Raw genomic sequence first — 20,052 nt, 5'->3', positions numbered from 1 at the left:
CGAAGGGCAGTGATGTTCGCCGGTCTGGGACGTCTCGTCCATCGACGACGGCTGAGCTGTCTCGCGCTGTGCCTGGCGTTCATGGTCGTGTCCGGCATGTGGGGATCGGGCGCGGTCGCGCGGCTGAAGAGCGGCGGCTTCGACGACCCGCACTCCTCGTCCTCGCTCGTGGCCAAGCTGTCCGCGCAGTACTTCAGCAACTCCACGCCGGACGTCTTCGTCATTTACCGCAGCGACCGGCTGACCGTCGACGATCCCCGCTTCCGCGGCTCGGTCACCACGGCGCTCGCCCGCCTTCCCAAGGACAAGATCCGGGGCGTCCTGACGTACTGGAGCCAGACGCCCCGGATCGCCGAACTCGCTTCCAAGGACCGGCACGCGACGTTCGCCGCCGTGCAACTGGCCGGCGACGACACCGCGAAGACCAGGGCGTACGACGCCATCGAGGGCATGTTCGGCGCGCCCGGCCTGAACGTACGGGTCGGCGGCGGCGTGCCGCTCGCCAAGGAGTTCAACACCCAGACGCAGAGCGACCTGGCACGCGCCGAGATGATCTCCTTTCCGGTGCTGCTCGTCCTGATGCTCTTCGTGTTCGGCAGCCTCGGGTCCTTCTGGCTGCCGCTGGTCGTCGGCGTCTTCTCCATCGTCGGCGCGCTCACCGTCCTGCGGGTGCTGACGATGGTCACCGCCATCTCCTCCTTCAGCGCCGAGGTCATCACGATGATGGGGCTCGGCCTGGCGATCGACTACTCGCTGTTCATCGTCAACCGGTTCCGTGAGGAGCTGGGGCGCGGCGCCGACCGGCCGACGGCCCTGGCGAACACGATGGCGACCGCCGGCCGCACCATCGCCTTCTCCGGCATCACGGTGACGACCGCGCTCGCCGGCCTGCTGCTGTTTCCGCAGATGTTCCTGCGCTCGGTCGGCATCGGCGGCATGGCGGTCGTCGCCGTCGCGATCGTCGGCGCGCTGTTCCTGCTGCCCGCGCTGCTCGCCCTGCTGGGCCCCCGCGTGGAGTTCGGCCGGATGCCGTGGCGGCGGCGCGCCGCCGCGCGGTCGCTCCGGACACCGGAGGCCCAGCGTACGAGCGGGCCGTGGTACCGCCTGGCGACGAGCGTGATGCGCCACCCGATCCTGTACTTCGTCGGCGTCATGGCGATCCTAGGCGCGTCGACCACGCCGTTCCTCCACGTGCGGTTCGGCAGCACCGACGTGCGCGTGCTGCCGACGAGCAGCCCGAACCGCCAGCTGTACGAGGCGTTCCAGCGGGAGTTCCCGACCGGCTCCAAGGACCCGATCGACGTCGTTCTGTCCGGCGACCTCGTCCCGAAGAACTTCGTGCCGACGAAGAAGAAGCCGGTGCCGTCGTTCATCACCGACTACGAGGACCGGCTGCGGCACCTGCCCGGCGTCACCAGCGTGGAGATCAGCGGGTACGCCGAGAAGTACGCCGCGGTGCGGATCTCGGTGCGGCACCAGTACGGGGCGATGACCGACGACGCCAAGGACCTCGTACGCCGCGTCCGCGCGGTGCCGCTGAACCGGGCGGCGCTGTACGCCGACGTCGGCGGCGGCACGGCCGCACAGATGGACCTGATGGACAGCCTGCGGCGCGGCCTGCCCACCGTCGGCGCGGTGATCGGCCTGGTCACCTTCCTGCTGCTGTTCATGGCGTTCGGATCGATCGTGCTGCCGCTCAAGGCCGTCGCCATGAACCTGCTGTCCCTCGGCGCGTCGTTCGGCGCGATCGTGTGGGGGTTCCAGGACGGCCACCTCGCGGGCCTGCTGCGCTTCACCTCGACCGGCACCACCGAGCCGACGACCCTGATCCTCGTCCTGCTCACCGTCTTCGGGCTGTCCATGGACTACGAGGTCTTCCTGCTCAGCCGGGTCCGTGAGGAGTGGGACCGGACGCGGGACAACACGCGGTCCGTCGCCATCGGCCTGCAGCGTACCGGCGGCATCATCTCCAGCGCGGCGCTGCTGTTCCTCGTGGTGATCGCGGTGTTCTCCACGGCCGACATCACGCTGGTCAAGCTCATCGGCGTCGGCATGTTCGTGGCGATCGTCGTCGACGCCTCGCTGGTCCGGATGCTGCTCGTTCCGGCGACGATGCGCTTCCTCGGCCCGGCGAACTGGTGGCTGCCCCGCCCGCTGCGCGCCCTCCACACCCGCGTCGACCTCGGCGAACACGACGAGCCGCCTGCCGCCGAGCCGACGGAGCCAACCGGGGGCACCCCGGCCGCGGAGAGAACCCCGGGACCGGAGAGAAACCCGGCGGTGGAGAGCACCCAGGTGAGGGCGACCGCCCCGGTCCTCGTCCCGGCCCTCGTTCCGGGCGGCGTACCTGCGCCGAGGGTGCGACGGCAGGCGGAGCGGCTGGCCGAGCTCCGGGCCGAGCGGAGGGCCCTCAGGACAGTCCCGGAGCGCCCGGCCACCGCCGAGAGCACGGATGACACCACGGGCGAGTCGACGCTCGCCGACGAGATCCTGCGCCGGGTCGCGGCCGTCAACGGCCGCACCCCGGTGTTCCGGGAGACGCGCGAGGCGGCACCCGGCCGCAGCGCTCCCCGCCCCCAGCGAGAGATCGTTCCCAACCCGGATGGACCCGGGTGGCACTGGAAGACACCGGAGGATTGAGCATGCCAGGTAGTCCGCTGCGCCGCGTCATCGCGTCTACCCTGGGCGCAGCCCTGGCCGTAGCCATGGCGGGGGTGTCGCCCGCCGAGGCGGCGAGCAAGCCGAGTTCGAAGGTCCCGAAGACCGCCAAGGCCGGCGACGGGGCGCGCGTCACCAAGCAGGCATGGGTGACCAACCACGAGGTCGATCTGACGGTCAAGTCGGTGGCGCTCGGCCAGACGGTCAAGGTGCGGATCCTGGTGCCGAAGGCATGGAAGACCTCGACGACCAAGCGGTTCCCCGTGCTGTACGCGCTGCACGGCGGCCGTGACCACTACACGTCGTGGACCCGCAGCACCGACATCGAGACCTACGCGTATCGCTACAACGTCATGGTCGTCATGCCGGAAGGCGGCGTGAACGGCTCATATACAAACTGGTACAACTACGGCAAGTACGGCAGCCCCCAGTGGGAGAACTTCCACAACTTCGAGGTCCGGGAGATCGTCGAGCGGGCGTACCACGCCGGAACCTCGCGGGCCGTCATGGGCATCTCCTCCGGCGGGCAGGGCGCGATCACCTACGCGGAGCGGTACCCGGGCCTGTACCGGTACGCCGCCGCGTACAGCGGGCTGCTGTCGATCCGGTCGGTGGGCGTGCCGGCGCTGCTGATGTTCACGATCGTCGGCGCGGGCGACGGCACGGACCCGTTCCGCATCTGGGGCGTGCCGGGCGCCGACGATGTCAACTGGCGCCAGCACGACCCGCTGTACCTCATTCAGCGGCTCAAGGGCACGGGCGTCTACATCTCGGCAGGCACTTCCGGAAAGCCCGGCCCCGGCGACAACCCCAAGACCGCGCCGTGGGACATCGGCCTGCTCAGCGAACGGGTCGTAGGTGCCACGAACGTGACCTTCCTTCAGAAGGCCCAGCAGCTCGGCATCCCGGTCACCTCGCACATCTACGGCAACGGCCGGCACGCGTGGCCCGCGTGGACGCGCGAGATGCACAACGCCTGGCCCAAGATCATGGCCGCCATCGGCGCCAAGCGCGTCTGAACCCGGCACCGACCTGACGAGGTGGCGCCTCCGGCGACGCCGCCCTCGTCGCCACCCTTCTCGGCCGCCAGTGCTCTCACGGAGACCGGAGATCGCCACCGTGTGCCGCTTGGACTCAGCGCTCTCCGCCTGAAACGGGGCGACCGGCGCGTCGGCGGTCATCCGGGGACGGCAGACCCGGCGTGGTCGGCGAGCCGGGTCAGGCGGCTCCGGTTCGCGCAGCGGTGGCCGCCAGTGTGATGTACGGCATCGTGAATCCGCCCCCGATCTTGTCGATGGCGGCCCCGACGTCTTCCAGCACCTCCGCCAGCTTGTCCGGCGGGAGCTGGGTGAGGGCGCCGGTGGTGGGCAGCAGGTCCAGCCACTCGTCCCGGGTGTAGGACTGCTCCCAGTCGAACCGCCACTGCTCAGGTTCGCCGAACCCGCCCGCCTGCCGGATCCCGTCGGCGGCGGCGGCGAACATCGCCTGGTAGATGTCCATGGCCGTCCTGGTCGGCCGGTCGCCGCCCGCCGACGGGAGGTTCACCGGCGAGTCGGGCACCACCCGCCGGAGTGCCGAGGCGAGGGCTTCCCTCGCCGCGGGCGGGGCGTCGAACACGTGCCCGAACACCGCCAGCCGGCTGCCGGGCCGCAGGACCTGCGCCGCCTTGGCCACGCCCGCGACCGGGTCGACCCAGTGCCAGGCCTGCCCGGCGATGACCGCGTCGAACACCCGGCCGGCGGGGTCCCACGCCTCGAAGGTCGCCACTTCGACGTCGATCCCGGTCCGCCGGGCGAACTCGGCCATCCGCGCGTCGGGGTCGACGCCGAGCACCGTGCAGCCGGCCGCCTGGAACTGCCGGGCCTCGATGCCGGTGCCGCAGCCGACGTCGAGGACGTCGCGGCCGGGGCTGGCGGCGACGATCCGTTCCACCAGGGCGTCGGGATAGCGGGGGCGGGCCCGGTCGTAGCGTTCGGGGTCCACCCCGAACGACTCCGCCATCTCGCGGGCTCGATGCGCCTCACGAGGTGCGCGTTCGGAAGGGCGTGGCTGCTCTTGCGGTATAGTGGGCATGCGCCCACTATAGTGGGCGCATGCCCACTTGGGCAACGAGTGAGGCCCATTCGAGGTACGGAGGGATGCGCGATGCCGACCGGGGTGCACATCCGCGACGCGCGTCAGCAACTGTTCGACGCCGCCGAGCGCGTCCTGCTCCGGGACGGGCCGAGCGCGCTGACCAGCCGGGCGATCACCACCGAGGCGGGCGTCGCCAAGGGAGTCCTGCATCGGCACTTCGCCGACTTCGATGCCTTCCTCGCCGAGCTCGTGCACGACCGCATCGCCCGCGTCGAGGACCAGGCCGCCGCTCTGCGCCAGTCCGCCGGCACCGGCACCGTCGCCGGCAATCTCACCGACGCGCTGATCGAGCTGTTCGACCCGGTCGCCGTCGGGATCGTCGGGCTCGTCATCTTCCGGGACGAGCTGCGCGCCCGGCTGCGCCAAGCCGGGCTGGCCCCTGGCATCCCGATCATGGCGGAGGCCAGCGCCATGATCACCTCCTACCTCACGGAGGAGTGCGCACTGGGCCGCATCGCGGCCGACGCCGACGTCGACTCGCTCGCCCTCTCGCTGATCGGCGGCGGGCACATGCTCTTCGCCGGCCGGAAGGGCACCCCACCGGACGCCGAAGCCGTCGACAAGGTCGTGACCACGGTCATCGCCGACGTCGTGCAAAGACGGCTGCTCTAACCGCCCAGAACCAAGCCGGAGATAGGACGGCCTGGGGGCGGGCCATCGAGAGGTCGCAACGTCAAGGCCCCTCTCGACGATCGCCGTTCTGGGCCGCCGAGCCCGTCCCCTCAAACGGACCCGGCGGCTGTGTCCCGGCCCGGCTCAGGGCGGCTCGGGGCCGGGACGTCTGCGGGGGTGCGGTGGCTTACGACTCAGGCGGCCGCCGATTCGATGGCTCGGCCGCAGTAGCCGACGGCCTCCGCCGATCACTGTTCGGCTCCGGTCGGTTCGACGATGCTGAGGACGGTGATGATCCGACGGGCGGCCTCCTCAACGTCATCGGCGGCCACCATCGGTTCGAGTTCGGGTGGCGCGTCACGGCTCGGCCCGGACCAGACCCAGTGCCAGACCAAGGCGCCTTGGTGCTCGCGGAGGACGAGAAACTGACGCATCCGTGAGTCGCGGGGGTTTCTTACTTCGACGGTTCCCTCTCGGCTGATGGTGATGTTCAGGCCCTGGCGGATGAGCAGGGGTGCGAGTCGTAGAGTCGCCGTCTTGACGACGTCGATCGGCGGCGGAGGGGTGGTGTGTGCGTACACCTGGTCTCCCGGTGTTCGTAGTGAATACATCACTGATAGTGAAGTCCTGCGGATCCGGTGACGTCACCGTGATACTGGGAGACAAGCGCGGATATGAGTCCCTGCATCCGTGACCCCCACTCGGCCGAGGTGCACGCAACATGTCAGCCGATAACGCCCGTATTGGTGCTCGCCTGCGCACTGAACGCAAAGCCCGGCGAATGACCGTCGAGGCGCTCGCCGAAGCCTTCCGCGACCACGCCACCGAACGCGACCGCCAACGCCTCCCCAAGATCAAGGACCTATGTCGCACTATCCGCGGCCACGAAGCCGGCGAACACCCGCCCGGTCCCCGCTACCGGATGCTGTATGCGGCCGTGTTCGAGACAACGGAAGACGACCTTTTCGGTGACGACAGGGTCGCTCCGGTGTCACCATGGTGCGTCCCCGGCGCCGAACTGAACGATCGGTTCACACCCGAGGACGAGGACCAGCTCATGCTGGCCACCAGGCGCGCCATACGACCCGACTCGCACGTCGTGGAGTGCTTGGCGGCCATCCTGGCCGAGCAGCGCCGCCTGGAGGACGCTGTGGGTTCAGCACCGATCCTGCAGTCCGTCCGGGCGCAGCTTCCGATGGTGCAGCAGCTCGTCACCGAGGCTCGCGGCCCGGTCCGCCCGAAGATGGTCGACGTCGCGGCTCAGTGGGCGCAGTTCTCCGGCTGGTTGAACATCGCCGTAGGGGACGCGCCCGCAGCCCGCATGTCGCTCGACCGCGCGGCCGAGCACGCCGAGGAGATCGGCGACGCCTCCATGGTCGGGACGGTGCTGTCGTGGAAGGCATATCTCGCCGAACGCATCGGGCAGGTCGGCCCGATGGTCGGAATGGCGCAAGCGGCACAGCGCAATCGCATCGGTCCTGGCCATGCCTATGACCTTTTTCTCGAAGCACGCGGGCACGCCCTGGCTGGTGAACCAGGCGAGGCGGAGCGGCTTCTTGGCAAGGCGCAAGCGGCCGTAGCCAACGCCGACCCCGCCAGTGCTCGGCCGTGGGAGTACTACTACCTGGAGCCCGGATTCTTTGCCCTTGAGGCAGGGGTTACGAACGTCTATCTCGGGCGGGACGATCCGGGACGGAACGCTCGGGCCGTCGAGCACTTGGCGGCCGGCCTCGCCGAGTTGCCCGCTGCAATGCGCCGCGCCGAGTGGGCGGGTGAGTACATCGCTCACCAGGCCGTCGCGCATCTTCAGGCGTCGGAGACTGAGGCCGCATGCGCGGCTGTGTTCGAAGCAGCGGGGATCGCTCGTGCGACGTCCTCTGAGTCGTTGTTGAGGAGGTTGCGGGACATCTGCCGCCAGATGTGCAGCAGGTGGCCGACCGATCCAGCCGTCACCGAGCTACTCGACGCTCTACTCTGATCCCCGCGTGCACCGGCACCGCGTCGGCCAGTTAGACCGGGGGTCGGTGGCCGAACTTTTCGCGCGGGACCTTCGCGAACGCCGTGGCAACCGCCGCCGAGCTGATCGAACCGCGCTCCCCCAGCGTGGCGACCATGTCAGCGCGCAGGCGATCAGGGGACTGCGATGACAGGGTGTGGGCGGTCACCGGCTCGACGTTGGTTCTGCCCGGCGCCGGATGGAAGGAGCATCAGGGTCTCGGTAGCGGCAGGTCCGGCATCTGCGGGTGCCGCAGGCGTTGGTGTTCCCCGGTGACCTGAAGGCAGAAGGTCTCTGGTGCCGGCTGGCCTGCTGTGTCGTAGGCGTCTAGGACCGCTTCGACCCGCTCCCACAGTTTTATGGGGCCGCCCTCGCGGACCTGCCAGCTGCCCCCAGCAGGGGTGAGGGTGGCGGCAGAACCGGTGACGACGTCGACCAGGTGCAAGACGTCACCGACGCCGGTCATCTGGGAGTTCGGCACAGCGCATTGTGCGAGGAACCGCAGATGGAACGCTTGCTCGGTGGGTTCGGTGATTCGCTCCGGGTTGTGCCGGGCCGCCCGTGAACGCTCGGGCAGATCGGCGGCCCAATGGGCGGGGTTGCCGAACGCTGGGGCGGCGTGGGTGCGCGCCGCCATGAACGAGATGGTGCCGGGCAGCAGCGGCCCCTCTGCGGTGTGCTGGTCGGTGACGGTCAGTAGGACGCGGGCGTACCCGTAGAGCCAACCGCTGAGGGTGAGCAGGATTTTCCCGCCCGGCCGGGCCTGCGCCACCAGCGCGGGTGGGACTGCGCGGAAGGAGCAGGCGCCGACGATCCGGTCGACGGGTGCCTCGGGCCAGTACCCGTACAGGCCGTCGGCGACCGCGAGGGTGGGGGTGTAGCCGCACTCGTACAGCGCGGCTGCGGCTTGGTCCAGGCGCTGGCTGTCGACTTCGATGGAGGTGACTGCGGTCGAGCCGAGGCGTTCGCAGACGAGCGCAGTGGAGTAGCCGGTGCCGGTGCCGATCTCCAGGACCGTGTGCCCGTCTTGGACGTCGGCATCGGCCCACATGCGCATCACCAAAGACGGGAGGGTGGAGGAGGAAGTCGGTGTGCCGCCGTTCCGGGTGGCGGGTTGCTTCCAGTCGGGTTCGTCGCCGTCGAACTGCGTGATCAGCGTGGTGTCGGAATAGGCCGCATGCAGCCACCGGGCGTGGTCGAGTTCTGCGGTGACCGGCTCCCACACCATCAGGCCGTTCTCGTCTAGTTGGTCGGCAGGCAGGTAGAAGCCGGGTACGAACGCGTGCCGGGGAACCTTCTCTACCGCGGACCGCCAGCCGGCATCGGGCAGTACCGCCTCGGCAGCGAGTGACTCGGCGAGGGCTTTGCGGAGGAGGCGGGTCGCCTCAGCCTCGTTGGGTGGTGTCGCCATGGAGTGCTGCCTCCTTCCTGTTCAGGACACGGGCGAGCGCATCGGCGATCGCGGGGGCGTCGGGAAGCCAGCCCCATTGGCCGTTCGGGTTGCACTCGATCGCGACCCACTGCTCAGGCTCGTGTGGCGGGCCGGTGAGGGCGAAGTCGAAGCAGCCGAACACCAGCTCAAACGAGGCCAGATAGCGGTGCAGGGCGATTGCGATGGGGCCGGGGACGGTGATGGGGGTGTGGAGGAGGTCTTCCCAGTCCCCTCGCCGCCAGTCCAGCGCGCCGTCCGGGGTGGTGATTTGCTGAGCGAACACCTGGTCGCCGACTATGGTCACGCGCACGTCACCGGTCTTGGGCACTTCGGCTTGGAACAGGTGCGCGGTCACCGCGAGGGAGTCATCGAAAGTACCGAGGTCGACGCGCTGGGCCCAGATCGCACCTGCGCGCCCGTCCGGTGCGGGCGGCAGGCCGCGGAAGGTTTTATAGATGATCGGGCCGTGCTCGCCGGCGAACGCGCGCGCCTGATCAACGTCGTTGGTGACCAGCGTCGGCGGGATCCGCAGCCCGAGCTCGGCGAAGCGCTGCAGCTGGGCTGGTTTGAAGTCCGCGCGGGTCACCGCCGCCGGGTGGTTGACGTACAGGGCGGTCAGGTTGTTCACGATTCCGCCGAGCCCATGCCGTGCTTCGGCGGCTGCGAAGTCCCGCTGCTGCGCGGGCAGGTGAGCGAACCGTGTCGCGTAGGGGGTGGGGCGGCGGTAATACACCGCCGCCACCTCTTCCAGTTCGATCTCGCGGCTGGGCGTCCGCAGCCGGCCCCTCCACGCCGATGGTCCGGCACCGATGCGGGCACCGAACAGCAAGCCGTTTCCGAGGTCGGCCGGGTCGACGCGAGCAACCGGCGCGCCGAGTTCGTTCAGCGCAGTAATGACCATGTCTGCGGTGACGTCCTCCAGGGCCGTGAGGACCAGCACCAGACCGTCCACCAGCGCCTCAGTCCGATTCGTAGTCGGTGGTGTTGTCGTCCTGCGTCTGGGGCTGGGGGTCCTTGCCGTCACCGCCGCCGGACATCGACGCGGTCCCTCTGGTCTTCGATGTGCCGTGCCTGCCCATCTCGATCGGCTGCCCGATCGGGTCGAAGTACCGGCCGGTCTGCGTCGGCGGGTCCAGGCTCACCGTCGCGTACGCCGGCGGACCCAGCGGCAGCCGGTCGGTGACCAGCCGCATCGCCCACGGCTCACCCGGTGCGAACGTCTCCATGTGTTGACCCTCTCCTTCTCAGGACGGAGCGAGGAGCCGGTCGGCTCCCGCGAGCAGAATCCGTACTTCTCTCCGGCTCCAGCAAGTACCGTTGAGGCCGCGAGGGCGGGGCATACAGCCGGTACTCACGGGCTCCCGGCCGTCATGGACCGCGGCGGGAAACGCCCCCTCCTGCCGCTGAAAGCCGACACCATCGAGGTCATGGGAAAGCACCGCCGACCGGGACCACCGAATCAGCCGTCGCGCGCCACACCGCGCGTGGACCCCGCCGACCCGCTCGCGCCGTACGAGAAACGACGCCGCCCGCCCGTCGACCAATACCGGCGCCACCGCCCGGTCCACGGCGGTGCCAATCACCTCCGCCCTGACGAACACCGTGTCCTCGAGGAGTGGGACGGCTTCACCTACGCGCCGGTCGGAACCGCGCCCGACCTGGCGACTGCCCAGGCATGGGTGAACGAACTCGCCCCCGGCGACGAGCCCGCCGGATAGCCCCGGGACTCCCGGAGCCACGGCGAGGGTAAGGACAAGGTAGGGACCGGTCAAAGCCGGTCGGTCATCCCTCAAAGGCGACGCTTCATTCGGCGACCTGACCGACCCGTCGGGAGACGACCGTCCGGTGCTCACCGATTCTCCTTTCCCCGCCTACTGTCGGGCTACGCAAAAGGCATACGCGCTTAGCGCCGCCAGCCGCCAGGAAGTTCACAGATATTCACACCGACCGCCCCCGTTCCTTGACCGCCAGCCGGGGCGGCCGTCAAGGTCGAATGGTTCGCGCTCGACAACGGTCTCGGTCAGGAGCCCTCATGTCGGAAAATCCCGAAGCACCCAACAGTGCTGCTCAAGGGGACGTCGACTTCGTCGGGGTCGACGATGGTTCACCTGCCAACAAATGCCCAGCCGTCCTGGTGGTCCCCGGCACTGGTGACATCCTGCAGGTCGGCCGGCGGGTCACCGACCCCGGCACCCTCGCCCAGCTTGCCCGGCATACCTCGATCGCCGATGACGAGGTCGCGATCTGGACCCCGGCGAACCTGAAGCCAAGCCTGCTGGAGGCTCTCACCGGAGCCTATGAACCCGGCCAGACCGGACCGGGCGAACCGGCCTTCGAAGACCTGCTGGCCGCAACCGAACGGTCCGTCGTCCACCTGGAGGCCCGCGACACCTACGACGCCACCGACCCAGCGTTCGTGCAATGGCAGCAGGACGGCGACACCACCTATCCGTGGGACGCCTGGATCGACCTGGTCGGCGGCACCGTGGCCCGCGGCGTCCGCTTCCGCCGCCTGAGAATCGTCTCCGAGCCGATCAGCGACTACATCCGCTGGGAACACGCCATCAGCTACGGCAACCTCAAAGCGGGCGAGGAACTGCGATGGCTGCCCCGCCACCTCGCCTACGACCTGCCGCACCCCGTCGCCGACTTCTTCATGTACGACCACCGCCTCATCGCCTACAACTTCACCGCTGGCGACGGCACCGACACCGGCCGCATGGAGTACGTGGCCGACCCCCGCAAGATCCTGCCCATCGTCGGCATGTACGAGATGCTCTGGGAACGCGCCATCCCACACGCCGACTACACGCCATCCTGACCGTCCAACCGGGCAAGGGCGGCGCGGATCCGCCTCGTCGCCGCCTCACCGGTCTCCGCAAGCGACCACAACCGATTCCACGCCGCGACATACAGCGCGACCTCGGCGGGCTGAGTCACCGACAAATAGCCCGACACCAGCTCCACGGTCACCAGATGGCCGTCCGTGATGTCGAACGCCTCCTCCGGATGCACCGCCCGCCGGTCAGCCTCGACCGGAATGATCCCCGAGAACACGTTCGGCCGCCGCCGGACCCGCAGCAAATACCGCAGCTGCTCACGGTGCACATCCCGCGAATACGGCCGATACCACAACACCGGCTCCTCAAGGAGGAAGAACCAGCGGGCATCCGACCGGCTGAGCAACCTCTGACGGTCCATCCGTTCGGCCACCGCACGCGCGACCTCACCGTCCGGATCGTCCGTCTCCACCGCCTGCTCGACGATCACCCCGGTCAACGCCGCACGCGTGTAGGCCTCGGTCTGCACCATGCCGGGAAACACCTTCGGCTGATACGACCGCGCCAGAGCCAGCTCCTCGTACTGCTGCCGGATCGACTTCTGCGCCGCCTCAAGGCCGCCCCTGTTCAGCTGCTCATAGGGGACCCACATTCTTGCGACGGCCGCCTGCTCTTGGAGCAGCTCTTCCATCCGGCGCTTGGGCGCGCCGCAGATCGAACACCACAGCCGGACATGCCGAGCCGAGATCGTCCTCTGCCCGTTCTCGATCATGGAAACCTGCGATGCGGACTTCCAGCCCGCCAAAGACGCGAACGTCCGACCCGAGATCTTGCGGGTCTCCCGCAAATCGCGCAGCTTGCCGCCCAAGAGCTCTCGTGCTGCCTGAGCGGAAGAAGATGGCGATGAAGGCATGGTGCCGCAATCATGCCCACCCGAGCACAGTGGACGGTTGAGAGTTCACCGAGATTCACACCGGCCCGTATCGAGTCATCCCATTAGCCGGATCTGTCGATGAACATGGTGGAGGTGGTGCTATCTGCCAGAGCATGCGCGGCGATGAGGTGCGCCTCCAGCTCCTCATAGCGTTCCAAGGTCGTATTGAGGACGAACCTCCATTCCTCGCCATTGCCGAACTCGCCCAGGTGCCCGAACGCGGTGGCCACTGGGCCGGCGGGCGGTCAAGCGGCGCTTGTCAGGCCGGGGGGTCGGTGCGCAGGAGGCTGTAGGTCACGCCGTCCCGCCAGGCGCCGTCGCGCCACCCGCAGCCGCGCATCACGCCTTCGCGGGTGAAGCCCGCCTTCTCCAGGGCGCGCTGCTCGGCGATGTTCTCGACCTCGGTGTCGGCCTCGATCCGGTGCACGGTGGTGTGCGCGAACAGGTAGCGCGCCAGTAGCTGGTGCGCCTCGGTGCCGTACCCCCGGCCGCGTGCCTCCGGCAGCAGCCCGATGCCCATGCTCCAGCAGTAGGCCGCCGAGGACTGTTCGGTGATCGGGGGCTGCGTGCCTGGCTCGCCATGCGGCATCAATGCGTGCTTGCAGATGGTCAAGCGGGGGAGGCGGTTCGTCACTGATGACGAGGCTATTGATCGCTTCACGCACGGCGGGCAGGGCGGGATGTCCCGGGCCGGTGAACAGGTGAACGGGCATCGATTGGTCGCCGGTCAGTTCGGCGAGGTCCCGTACGCGAAGCGCCTCGGCGAGCCGTAGCAGCACGGGGAGTTTCGGCTGTTGAAGGCGCCCGGCCTCGATGGCCTTGACCCAACTTCCGGACTTGCCGACGAGGGCTCCGAGGACCTCGCGGGTGAGTCCGCGACGGGTTCGCAGCAGCTTGACCCGCTGCCCGACTGTGAGTTCTGGCCCGACAGGGTCCACGTGGGATTCCGGCACAGGCCCCGCACCTCCTGAGCGTCGACAACTTCAGGCTACGGTGCAGCGCACGACCGTTTGTAGATATCGCGATGAACGGCCATTCACTGACCGAATCGCAGCGGCCGTGTGGCTGTCGACGCTCAACGGCCAGCCTTCAGCTCGAGTTGCTCGCCGCGGCTCAGGGTTTCTCGAAGGACCCGACGAGGACCGAATGGCTCCTCAGGACGTCGTCCGGCTCACCCATTCCATGTACGCCCTCGAGCCTCCCAGGCAGGTGAAGGAGACTTCGGGGGCGTCCCACGGATGCGCGGCGATGAGGTGCTCCTCCAACTCCTCATAGCGTTCCATGGTCGTGTTGAGCACGACTCTCCATTCCTCGCCAGCGCCGAACTCGCCCAGGTGCCAGAACGCCGTGGGCACTGGGCCGAACACGTGGCCGGACGCAGCAAGTCTCGCCTTGACCGCGGAATTCAACAGGCTGAGCGCCGTCTCGCGGCTGTCTGCCGCCGTAGAAACCTGTGCGAAGTCAATCATGCGTCGAGCTTAAAGCGTCTTGTTTCGAACGTGGCTTTGTTCGGGCGAAAGGGCCTTTGGCGGTCAGACCGGTGGGTCGGTGCGCAGGAGGCTGTAGGTCACGCCGTCCCGCCAGGCGCCGTCGCGCCACCCGCAGCCGCGCATCACGCCTTCGCGGGTGAAGCCCGCCTTCTCCAGGGCGCGCTGCTCGGCGATGTTCTCGACCTCGGTGTCGGCCTCGATCCGGTGCACGGTGGTGTGCGCGAACAGGTAGCGCGCGAGCAGCCGGTGCGCCTCGGTGCCGTACCCCCGGCCGCGAGCCTCCGGGAGCAGCCCGATGCCCATGCTCCAGCAGTAGGCCGCCGGCGTGGTCTGCCGGCGCCGCCAGGTCACGAATCCGAGCCGCTCGTCGCTGCGGATCACCACGAGTGTGCCGCAGTCCTCACCGATCAGACGGTTCTCGGCCCACCGCCGCCGGTAGCGGCCCGGGTCGAACCACCCGAACCGCGCGAACACTCCCGCCTTCTCCGGGTCCTGTGTCAGGTCCTCCAGGAGCTGGACGTCGTCTTCCTCGACCGGACGCAGCCTCACCTGATCACCCATGTGTCGATCATCCGTTCCGGAAGACCGCTGCGTCGGGCTTTCTTCGCAAGTCTCGGCACCAGATGTTCGGGAGTCCAGGCCGACGGGCGCGTCCACCGCAGCGTGGACCGCTACCTGGGCTCATGCTCGACGGCCTGCGTGCCCGCCCGGACATCCAGCAACTGTCCGACGGCGAGATCGGCCTGGCCGATCCAGTGCGCTGACCACATACGTTCACCGGGTGGTGACACGCCGATCGACGTCCGCCGCGCATGTGTCAAGTGGCCTCACTCTCGATGGCAACGTGATCGCTGTCGAGGTGGGGTGGGTAGCTGAACACTAGAGCGAGGGTCGGTCCTCGCAGAGCGCCGTCTGGACGGCGGTCTTCGTGTCGTGGTCCTGCGCGTCCGACTCGCCCGGGTAGAGGTTCACCATGACCGTCGCCTGCCTGCCGTCGACCGTCGCGCCGCCAAGCGTCTGGTATCCGAGGATGCCGCCGTCATGCCCCCAGTACAGGCCGCCGCAGGGCAGCGGGTCGCTCTCCAGGCCGAGGCCGTAGGCGCTGCCGTCGGGGCTGCCGGTCGGCCGGGTCCTCATCATCTCCCGTAGTTGGGCCGGGCGCAGCAGCCTGCCGCGTACGAGCGCGCCAAGGAACCGGTTGAGATCGGTGCCGCTGGAGATCATCGAGCCGGACGGGCCCGCGACCGAGGGGTTGATCGCGGTGATGTCCATGAGCGGCGCGTCCTGGCCCGGCCGTGCATACCCGCGCGGGTGCGGTCCGGGGATCGCCGAGGCGTCACCCGGCACGTACGTCTGGCGCAGCCTGAGCGGCTTGATAATGCGCCGGCGGATCTCCTGGCCGTAGGTGTGGCCGGTCACCTTCTCGATGAGCATTCCGGCCAGCAGGTAACCGGTGTTGGAGTAGCTCCAGCCGGTGCCCGGTTTGAAGGTCGGGGGGTGGGCGAGCGCCATGTTCACCAGGTCGTGGGGGTCATGGTGGGCGAGCGGATCCTTGAGGACTTTCTGCAGGCTGAGGTAGTTGAGGTAGTCGGGGATGCCGCTGGTGTGCTGGAGCAACTGGCGGACGGTGATCGCCCGGCCGTCGTTGCCGTGCCCACGAACGACGCCGGGCAGGTAGCGCTCCACTGGTGCGTCCAGGACGACGCGGCGCTTTCCCACCAGCTGGAGCACGGTCGTCGCCACGAACATCTTGGTCATGCTGCCGATCCGGAAGCTGCTGTCACCACGCATCGGCGCGCGGCTCGTCACGTCCGCGACGCCGCTGGTCAGCACCGCATCGCCGCGCCGGTCGCGTACCCGGATCAGCGCTCCGGGCCCGCCATCGACTGTGGTCAGCCGATGCATGACCTCGTGCAGCCGGTCGTGGTCTGCGGTGCCGGTGGAGGCCGTCACGGCCGGTCCGGCTGCGAGCGCGCCCGCAACCGCCACCGCCAGGACAAGTACGCCGCTCAACGCACGCTGATGCTTGATCACGTGTGCTCCCTTGATCGTGAGAGCCATCACGCTAACGATCACGGTGTTCGACGCGCGTCACCCACGAGAGCCACTGGCCGCCTCACCCCAAAGATGCACGCGACCGATCACCGTGCCGCGCCGTCGTCCACGGGCGGGCTGCGGCTGGGCGCGTGTGACCCGCTGGTCTCCCGTACCGGCCGCCGGGCGGTTCTCGCCCGGCGGCCGTCGGCGCCAGGTGTGTCTGAGGTCACCGGCCTGGAAGGGGTCCGAATCCTCGCCTCTGTTGTCTAACTGAACACACGTCATTACAGTACGAGGTCATTCATGATCATTCCGTCCGTTTGGGGCGTTTTATCCCTGCGTCGGGCGGTGAGGAAAGACAGGTACCACGTGAAGTCACGGGTTCGGCTGGCCATCGCCCTGGGGGCGACCGCATCGATCATTGGACTCGCCGCTCCGAGTTCCTTCGCCACGACGGCCGGGACCTCGCAGGGTGCTTCGATGGCGGCTCAGGGCGTGACGACCAGCGCCTACAACTGGCACTGCAAGGGTAAGACGATCATTCGGTGCATCCAGCGTTCCGGCGGCTACCTGAGCAGCCAGGTCAAGAACCCGACAAGTAAGGCCATCAAGGGCGAACTCGGTGTCACCTTCTCGAAGCCCAACGGGGAGCAGTGGGTCAAGAGCCTGAGGAAGGAGGGCAAGCTCGCCGCGCGGTCCGGTTATTCGTCGGTCCTCTACAAGTGCCCCAGGGGCTACACCACGGCGGCGACGTGGTGGATATCCTCCGCCTCGGGGAACCCGTACTGGAGCCCGCGGATCAGCTGCAAGTAGGTCCGGGTCTCTCCCCGTCAGGTGATCGGGCCGAGGCGGCGGCGGATCTCTTCCAGCACGGCGGCGGTCTGCGGGAGCAGGTAGAAGTGGTCGCCGGGCAGGACCTGGAGCGTGAAGTCGCCGCTGGTCGTCCCCGCCCACGCCGTCATGTCCGCCGACTCGACGGCCGGATCGGCGTCTCCGGCGAACGCCGTGACCGGGCAGTCGAGGAGCGGGCCGCGCTCGTGCCGGTAGGTCTCGGCGAGGCGGAAGTCGTTCCGCACGTACGGCAGGACGATCTCGCGGATCTGCGGATCGGTGAGCAGCCGCACGTCGGTGCCGCCCAACCGGGACAGCGCGGCCACGAACGTGTCGTCGTCCTTGTCGTGATACGTCCGCTCCCGGAGACGGGCGCCCGCGGGCAGCGCGTGGGCGGCGGACACGAACAGGTGCGCCGGCGGTGCGCCGCGGGCGGTCAGCAGCCGTGCCGTCTCGTACGCGATGGTCGCGCCCATGCTGTGGCCGAACAGCGCGACCGGCCGGGGCGGCAGCGGCGCGAGCGCGTCCGTCACGGCCATGGCGAGCAGGCGGGCGTCGTCGATGAGCGGCTCGTTCAGCCGGTCCGCGCGACCGGGGTACTGCACGGCGTGGAGCTCGAGTCCGGGCGGTACCGCCTTGGCCCAGGAACGGAAGAACACGGCGGACCCGCCGGCGTGCGGGAAGCAGATCAGCCGCATGGACGCGAACGGCCGCGCGTCGAAGCATCGGAGCCAGCCCGGCAACGTCAGCTCTTCTCCTTCCGGCCCATGGCCGCGATGAGGCTTTTCGGCCGCATGTCGGTCCAGTGCTCGTTGACGTAGTCGAGGCAATCCTGCCGGGTGTCCTCGCCGTGCGCGACCGTCCATCCGGCGGGCACGTCGATGAACGCCGGCCACAGGGAGTGCTGCCCCTCGTCGTTCACGAGCACGAGGTAACGGCCGTCGGGGTCCTCGAACGGGTTGGTCATGGCTCCAGACTCTCCTTCAATCTCACGGCGATCCTGGCCAGCGGGCCGGGATCGGCTATCTCGGTGTGCGCGCAGTCGACGGTGTGCTCCTCGACCCGGGCGGCGTACGGCCGCCAGACGTCGGCGGGCGGTCTCTCCTCATTGCGCGCGGCGGTGAACAGCAGAAGGTCCCCGTCGAACCGCCCGGGGACGAACCTCCCCCCGTTGCGCAGGGCGTTCAGGTAGGCGCGGTAGATGCCCTCCAGCCGGCGGCCGTCGATCCCGCCGAGGGCGCTGCCCTCCAGGAGGGCGGCGACGTCGTCGGTCGTGACGTCGTCGGACACGTCGAACCCCAGGTCGCGGAGCAGGTCGGGGAGGGGGACGTCGGCGCCGGAGTCCCCGTCGAGGGGATAGGCGTCCATGAGCGCGAGCATTGCCACCCGCTCGCCCTCGGCCCGCAGCCGTACGGCCATGGCGTGCGCGATCAGGCCGCCGAGCGACCAGCCCAGCAGGTGGTACGGCCCGGTCGGCTGGACCGTGCGGATCAGGGCGACGTAGTCGGCGGCCATCTCCTCCATCGACCCGGGCAGCTCCTCGTCGCGGGCGATGCCGCGCGCCTGCAGGCCGTACACGGGCCGGTCCGGCAGGTGCGGGAGCAGGCCCGCGTACGACCACGCGACCCCGACCGCGGGATGCACGCAGAACAGCGGCGGCCGGTCACCCCGTCTGCGCAGCGGCAGCAGCACGTCGAGCGGTGCCATCCCACCGGAGCCCACCGCCCCACCGGAGCCCACCGCCCCGCTTGGGTCCACCGCGCCACCGGCGTCCACCGCGCTGCCGGAGCCGGCCGCGCTGCTGGAGCCGGTCGCACCGTCGGCGTCCGCCGCGCCGCTGGAGCCCGGCACATCGCTGGAGCCCGTCGTACCGCCGGAGTTCGCCGCGGCGAGCCGCCGGGCCAGCGCGGCGACCGTCGGTGCCTCGAACAGCGTGCGGACCGGCGTGGCGACCCCCAACTCGGTGCGGATCCGGCCGGTCAGGCGGGTCGCGAGCAGGGAGTCACCGCCGAGCTCGAAGAACCCGTCCTCGACACCGACCCGGTCGAGGCCCAGGACGTCCGCGAACAGGCCGCACAGGATCTCCTCCAGCGGCCCGAGCGGCGGCCGGGAGACCGACGAGAGCTCCGGCGCGGGCAGCGCCGCGCGGTCGAGCTTGCCGCTCGGGCTGAGCGGGAGGGCGTCCAGGACGACGACGGCGGACGGCACCATGTGGCCGGGGAGGGCGCGCGCGGCCGCCCGCCGCAGCTCGGCCGGGTCGGCGTCGCCGGTGACGTACGCGACGAGCCGCCGGTCGCCCGCGCGGTCTTCGCGGACGACGACGGCGGCGTGCGCAACGCCCTCGTACCCGGCGAGCACCGCCTCGATCTCACCCGGCTCGATCCGGAAACCGCGGACCTTGACCTGCGCATCCGTGCGGCCGAGGTACTCCAGGCGGCCGTCGGCCCGGCGGCGGACGAGGTCCCCGGTCCGGTACATGCGGCCCGGCGCGAAGGGGTCGGCCACGAACCGCTCGGCGGTCAGGGCGGGGCGATTCAGGTAGCCGCGCGCCAGGCCGATCCCCGCGACGTACAGCTCACCGGGCACACCCGGGGGCACCGGTCGCAACCGGCCGTCCAGCACGTACACCCGCGCGCCCGTGATCGGCCCGCCGATCGTCGACGCGTCGCGAGTCAGCGGCGCGCTCATCGTCGCCGCGACGGTCGTCTCCGTCGGCCCGTACGCGTTGATCATCCGGCGGCCGGGCGCCCAGCGTTCGACGAGGCCGGGCGGGCACGCCTCGCCGCCGACGACGAGGGTGCGCGGGTTCGTCAGGCTGTCCGGGTCCACGCCCGCCAGTACGGCCGGGGAGACGAAGCCGTGCGTCACCTGGCGCAGCGCGTCCCTGAGCGGCTCGCCGCCGTACACGTCCGGGGGCACGATCGTCACCGTCCCGCCCGAGGCGAGCCCCATCAGCAGCTCGAACACCGACGCGTCAAAGCTCGGCGAGGAGAAGTGCAGCGTCCGGTCGCCCGGGGCGATGCCGAACCCCTCGATCTCGGTCGCGGCGAGGCTCGCCAGGCCCGCGTGCGTGACGACGACGCCCTTCGGCCGCCCGGTCGACCCCGAGGTGTAGATGACGTACGCCGCGTTCTCCGCCCGCACCC

21 protein-coding genes and 1 pseudogene are annotated in these 20,052 nt (G+C 69.5%); 7 read left to right on the top strand and 15 right to left on the bottom strand.

All coding sequences use genetic code 11. The features are described from left to right. The first annotated feature begins 12 nt into the window (after nucleotides 1-12). Nucleotides 13-2,640, top strand: a complete 2,628-nt coding sequence (locus NE236_RS30645) for an MMPL family transporter (protein WP_252845674.1) — start codon at nucleotides 13-15, stop codon at nucleotides 2,638-2,640. A 2-nt stretch (nucleotides 2,641-2,642) separates the two neighbouring features. Further along, on the top strand, nucleotides 2,643-3,677 hold the full coding sequence (locus NE236_RS30640; protein WP_252845673.1) for an alpha/beta hydrolase: 1,035 nt from the start codon (nucleotides 2,643-2,645) through the stop codon (nucleotides 3,675-3,677). Between the two features lie 199 nt (nucleotides 3,678-3,876). Here the strand turns inward: NE236_RS30640 and NE236_RS30635 are convergent, their stop codons facing one another. Beyond that, nucleotides 3,877-4,731 (bottom strand): class I SAM-dependent methyltransferase, encoded by an 855-nt coding sequence (locus NE236_RS30635; protein ID WP_252845672.1) that lies wholly within the window; start codon nucleotides 4,729-4,731, stop codon nucleotides 3,877-3,879. 72 nt (nucleotides 4,732-4,803) lie between these two features. On the opposite strand from NE236_RS30635, the gene NE236_RS30630 reads away from it, so the two are divergent. Further along, on the top strand, nucleotides 4,804-5,406 hold the full coding sequence (locus NE236_RS30630; protein ID WP_252845671.1) for a TetR/AcrR family transcriptional regulator: 603 nt from the start codon (nucleotides 4,804-4,806) through the stop codon (nucleotides 5,404-5,406). A 248-nt stretch (nucleotides 5,407-5,654) separates the two neighbouring features. Here NE236_RS30630 and NE236_RS30625 read toward each other — a convergent pair whose 3' ends face one another. Beyond that, a complete protein-coding gene (locus NE236_RS30625) occupies nucleotides 5,655-5,987 on the bottom strand; it encodes a hypothetical protein (protein WP_252845670.1) in 333 nt (110 codons plus the stop codon). 140 nt (nucleotides 5,988-6,127) lie between these two features. Between NE236_RS30625 and NE236_RS30620 the strand changes: the two genes are divergently transcribed. Beyond that, nucleotides 6,128-7,384, top strand: coding sequence for a helix-turn-helix domain-containing protein (locus NE236_RS30620; protein ID WP_252845669.1), 1,257 nt, complete (start codon nucleotides 6,128-6,130; stop codon nucleotides 7,382-7,384). 229 nt (nucleotides 7,385-7,613) lie between these two features. On the opposite strand, the gene tgmC is transcribed toward NE236_RS30620, so the two are convergent. From tgmC to NE236_RS30605, 3 genes are read right to left on the bottom strand one after another with little or no spacing between them, the layout of a single operon-like run. Further along, nucleotides 7,614-8,813 (bottom strand): ATP-grasp peptide maturase system methyltransferase, encoded by a 1,200-nt coding sequence (gene tgmC / locus NE236_RS30615; RefSeq protein WP_252845668.1) that lies wholly within the window; start codon nucleotides 8,811-8,813, stop codon nucleotides 7,614-7,616. Beyond that, a complete protein-coding gene (gene tgmB, locus NE236_RS30610) occupies nucleotides 8,788-9,786 on the bottom strand; it encodes an ATP-grasp ribosomal peptide maturase (RefSeq protein WP_252845667.1) in 999 nt (332 codons plus the stop codon). The genes tgmC and tgmB overlap by 26 nt, the downstream gene beginning before the upstream one ends. Before the next feature lie 7 nt (nucleotides 9,787-9,793). Continuing rightward, on the bottom strand, nucleotides 9,794-10,060 hold the full coding sequence (locus NE236_RS30605; protein ID WP_252845666.1) for a putative ATP-grasp-modified RiPP: 267 nt from the start codon (nucleotides 10,058-10,060) through the stop codon (nucleotides 9,794-9,796). A 201-nt stretch (nucleotides 10,061-10,261) separates the two neighbouring features. Between NE236_RS30605 and NE236_RS30600 the strand changes: the two genes are divergently transcribed. Continuing rightward, nucleotides 10,262-10,552: a DUF6087 family protein gene (locus NE236_RS30600; RefSeq protein WP_252845665.1), complete on the top strand. Its 291-nt coding sequence runs from the start codon at nucleotides 10,262-10,264 to the stop codon at nucleotides 10,550-10,552. Between the two features lie 314 nt (nucleotides 10,553-10,866). Beyond that, nucleotides 10,867-11,655: a DUF6879 family protein gene (locus NE236_RS30595; protein ID WP_252845664.1), complete on the top strand. Its 789-nt coding sequence runs from the start codon at nucleotides 10,867-10,869 to the stop codon at nucleotides 11,653-11,655. Here the strand turns inward: NE236_RS30595 and NE236_RS30590 are convergent. The 7 genes and pseudogenes from NE236_RS30590 to NE236_RS30560 form a co-directional block, all read right to left on the bottom strand. Beyond that, nucleotides 11,640-12,482 (bottom strand): helix-turn-helix domain-containing protein, encoded by an 843-nt coding sequence (locus NE236_RS30590; RefSeq protein ID WP_252845663.1) that lies wholly within the window; start codon nucleotides 12,480-12,482, stop codon nucleotides 11,640-11,642. The genes NE236_RS30595 and NE236_RS30590 overlap by 16 nt on opposite strands. A gap of 128 nt (nucleotides 12,483-12,610) precedes the next feature. Beyond that, nucleotides 12,611-12,778, bottom strand: coding sequence for a hypothetical protein (locus NE236_RS30585; protein WP_252845662.1), 168 nt, complete (start codon nucleotides 12,776-12,778; stop codon nucleotides 12,611-12,613). Between the two features lie 29 nt (nucleotides 12,779-12,807). Further along, nucleotides 12,808-13,182, bottom strand: a complete 375-nt coding sequence (locus tag NE236_RS30580) for a GNAT family N-acetyltransferase (protein ID WP_252845661.1) — start codon at nucleotides 13,180-13,182, stop codon at nucleotides 12,808-12,810. A 109-nt stretch (nucleotides 13,183-13,291) separates the two neighbouring features. Continuing rightward, nucleotides 13,292-13,486, bottom strand: a pseudogene (locus NE236_RS30575) (helix-turn-helix domain-containing protein); the annotation flags it as partial. Nucleotides 13,487-13,702: 216 nt separating this feature from the next. After that, nucleotides 13,703-14,017 carry a divalent-cation tolerance protein CutA gene (gene cutA / locus NE236_RS30570; protein ID WP_252845660.1) on the bottom strand — a complete coding sequence of 105 codons (315 nt, stop codon included), beginning with the start codon at nucleotides 14,015-14,017 and terminating at the stop codon, nucleotides 13,703-13,705. A gap of 63 nt (nucleotides 14,018-14,080) precedes the next feature. Then, nucleotides 14,081-14,599, bottom strand: coding sequence for a GNAT family N-acetyltransferase (locus NE236_RS30565; protein ID WP_252845659.1), 519 nt, complete (start codon nucleotides 14,597-14,599; stop codon nucleotides 14,081-14,083). A 318-nt stretch (nucleotides 14,600-14,917) separates the two neighbouring features. Further along, nucleotides 14,918-16,072 (bottom strand): serine hydrolase domain-containing protein, encoded by a 1,155-nt coding sequence (locus NE236_RS30560; protein WP_252845658.1) that lies wholly within the window; start codon nucleotides 16,070-16,072, stop codon nucleotides 14,918-14,920. 372 nt (nucleotides 16,073-16,444) lie between these two features. On the opposite strand from NE236_RS30560, the gene NE236_RS30555 reads away from it, so the two are divergent. Next, the gene (locus tag NE236_RS30555; RefSeq protein WP_252845657.1) at nucleotides 16,445-16,888 is read left to right on the top strand and encodes a hypothetical protein; all 444 of its coding nucleotides are present in this window, start codon (nucleotides 16,445-16,447) and stop codon (nucleotides 16,886-16,888) included. Between the two features lie 17 nt (nucleotides 16,889-16,905). Here NE236_RS30555 and NE236_RS30550 read toward each other — a convergent pair whose 3' ends face one another. Genes NE236_RS30550 through NE236_RS44740 form a run of 3 tightly spaced genes read right to left on the bottom strand, consistent with a single transcriptional unit; the run spans nucleotide 16,906 to nucleotide 20,050 of the window. Then, nucleotides 16,906-17,649 carry a thioesterase II family protein gene (locus NE236_RS30550; RefSeq protein WP_252845656.1) on the bottom strand — a complete coding sequence of 248 codons (744 nt, stop codon included), beginning with the start codon at nucleotides 17,647-17,649 and terminating at the stop codon, nucleotides 16,906-16,908. A 2-nt stretch (nucleotides 17,650-17,651) separates the two neighbouring features. Next, nucleotides 17,652-17,873, bottom strand: coding sequence for an MbtH family protein (locus NE236_RS30545; protein WP_252845655.1), 222 nt, complete (start codon nucleotides 17,871-17,873; stop codon nucleotides 17,652-17,654). Beyond that, nucleotides 17,870-20,050, bottom strand: coding sequence for an amino acid adenylation domain-containing protein (locus NE236_RS44740; RefSeq protein ID WP_252845654.1), 2,181 nt, complete (start codon nucleotides 20,048-20,050; stop codon nucleotides 17,870-17,872). Before NE236_RS44740 ends, NE236_RS30545 begins: the two co-directional genes overlap by 4 nt. Between the last annotated feature and the right edge of the window lie 2 nt (nucleotides 20,051-20,052).

Source organism: Actinoallomurus purpureus, from assembly GCF_024055795.1.
Classification (GTDB): Bacteria; Actinomycetota; Actinomycetes; order Streptosporangiales; family Streptosporangiaceae; genus Actinoallomurus; species Actinoallomurus purpureus.
This window is presented reverse-complemented; position numbering and strand designations above follow the sequence as displayed.

Coding starts and splice junctions, on each gene's coding strand:
- NE236_RS30645 (WP_252845674.1), top strand. CDS start 13: ATGTTCGCCGGTCTGGGACGTCTCGTCCATCGACGACGGCTGAGCTGT.
- NE236_RS30640 (WP_252845673.1), top strand. CDS start 2,643: ATGCCAGGTAGTCCGCTGCGCCGCGTCATCGCGTCTACCCTGGGCGCA.
- NE236_RS30635 (WP_252845672.1), bottom strand. CDS start 4,731: ATGCCCACTATACCGCAAGAGCAGCCACGCCCTTCCGAACGCGCACCT.
- NE236_RS30630 (WP_252845671.1), top strand. CDS start 4,804: ATGCCGACCGGGGTGCACATCCGCGACGCGCGTCAGCAACTGTTCGAC.
- NE236_RS30620 (WP_252845669.1), top strand. CDS start 6,128: ATGTCAGCCGATAACGCCCGTATTGGTGCTCGCCTGCGCACTGAACGC.
- tgmC (WP_252845668.1), bottom strand. CDS start 8,813: ATGGCGACACCACCCAACGAGGCTGAGGCGACCCGCCTCCTCCGCAAA.
- NE236_RS30605 (WP_252845666.1), bottom strand. CDS start 10,060: ATGGAGACGTTCGCACCGGGTGAGCCGTGGGCGATGCGGCTGGTCACC.
- NE236_RS30600 (WP_252845665.1), top strand. CDS start 10,262: ATGGGAAAGCACCGCCGACCGGGACCACCGAATCAGCCGTCGCGCGCC.
- NE236_RS30595 (WP_252845664.1), top strand. CDS start 10,867: ATGTCGGAAAATCCCGAAGCACCCAACAGTGCTGCTCAAGGGGACGTC.
- cutA (WP_252845660.1), bottom strand. CDS start 14,017: ATGATTGACTTCGCACAGGTTTCTACGGCGGCAGACAGCCGCGAGACG.
- NE236_RS30565 (WP_252845659.1), bottom strand. CDS start 14,599: ATGGGTGATCAGGTGAGGCTGCGTCCGGTCGAGGAAGACGACGTCCAG.
- NE236_RS30545 (WP_252845655.1), bottom strand. CDS start 17,873: ATGACCAACCCGTTCGAGGACCCCGACGGCCGTTACCTCGTGCTCGTG.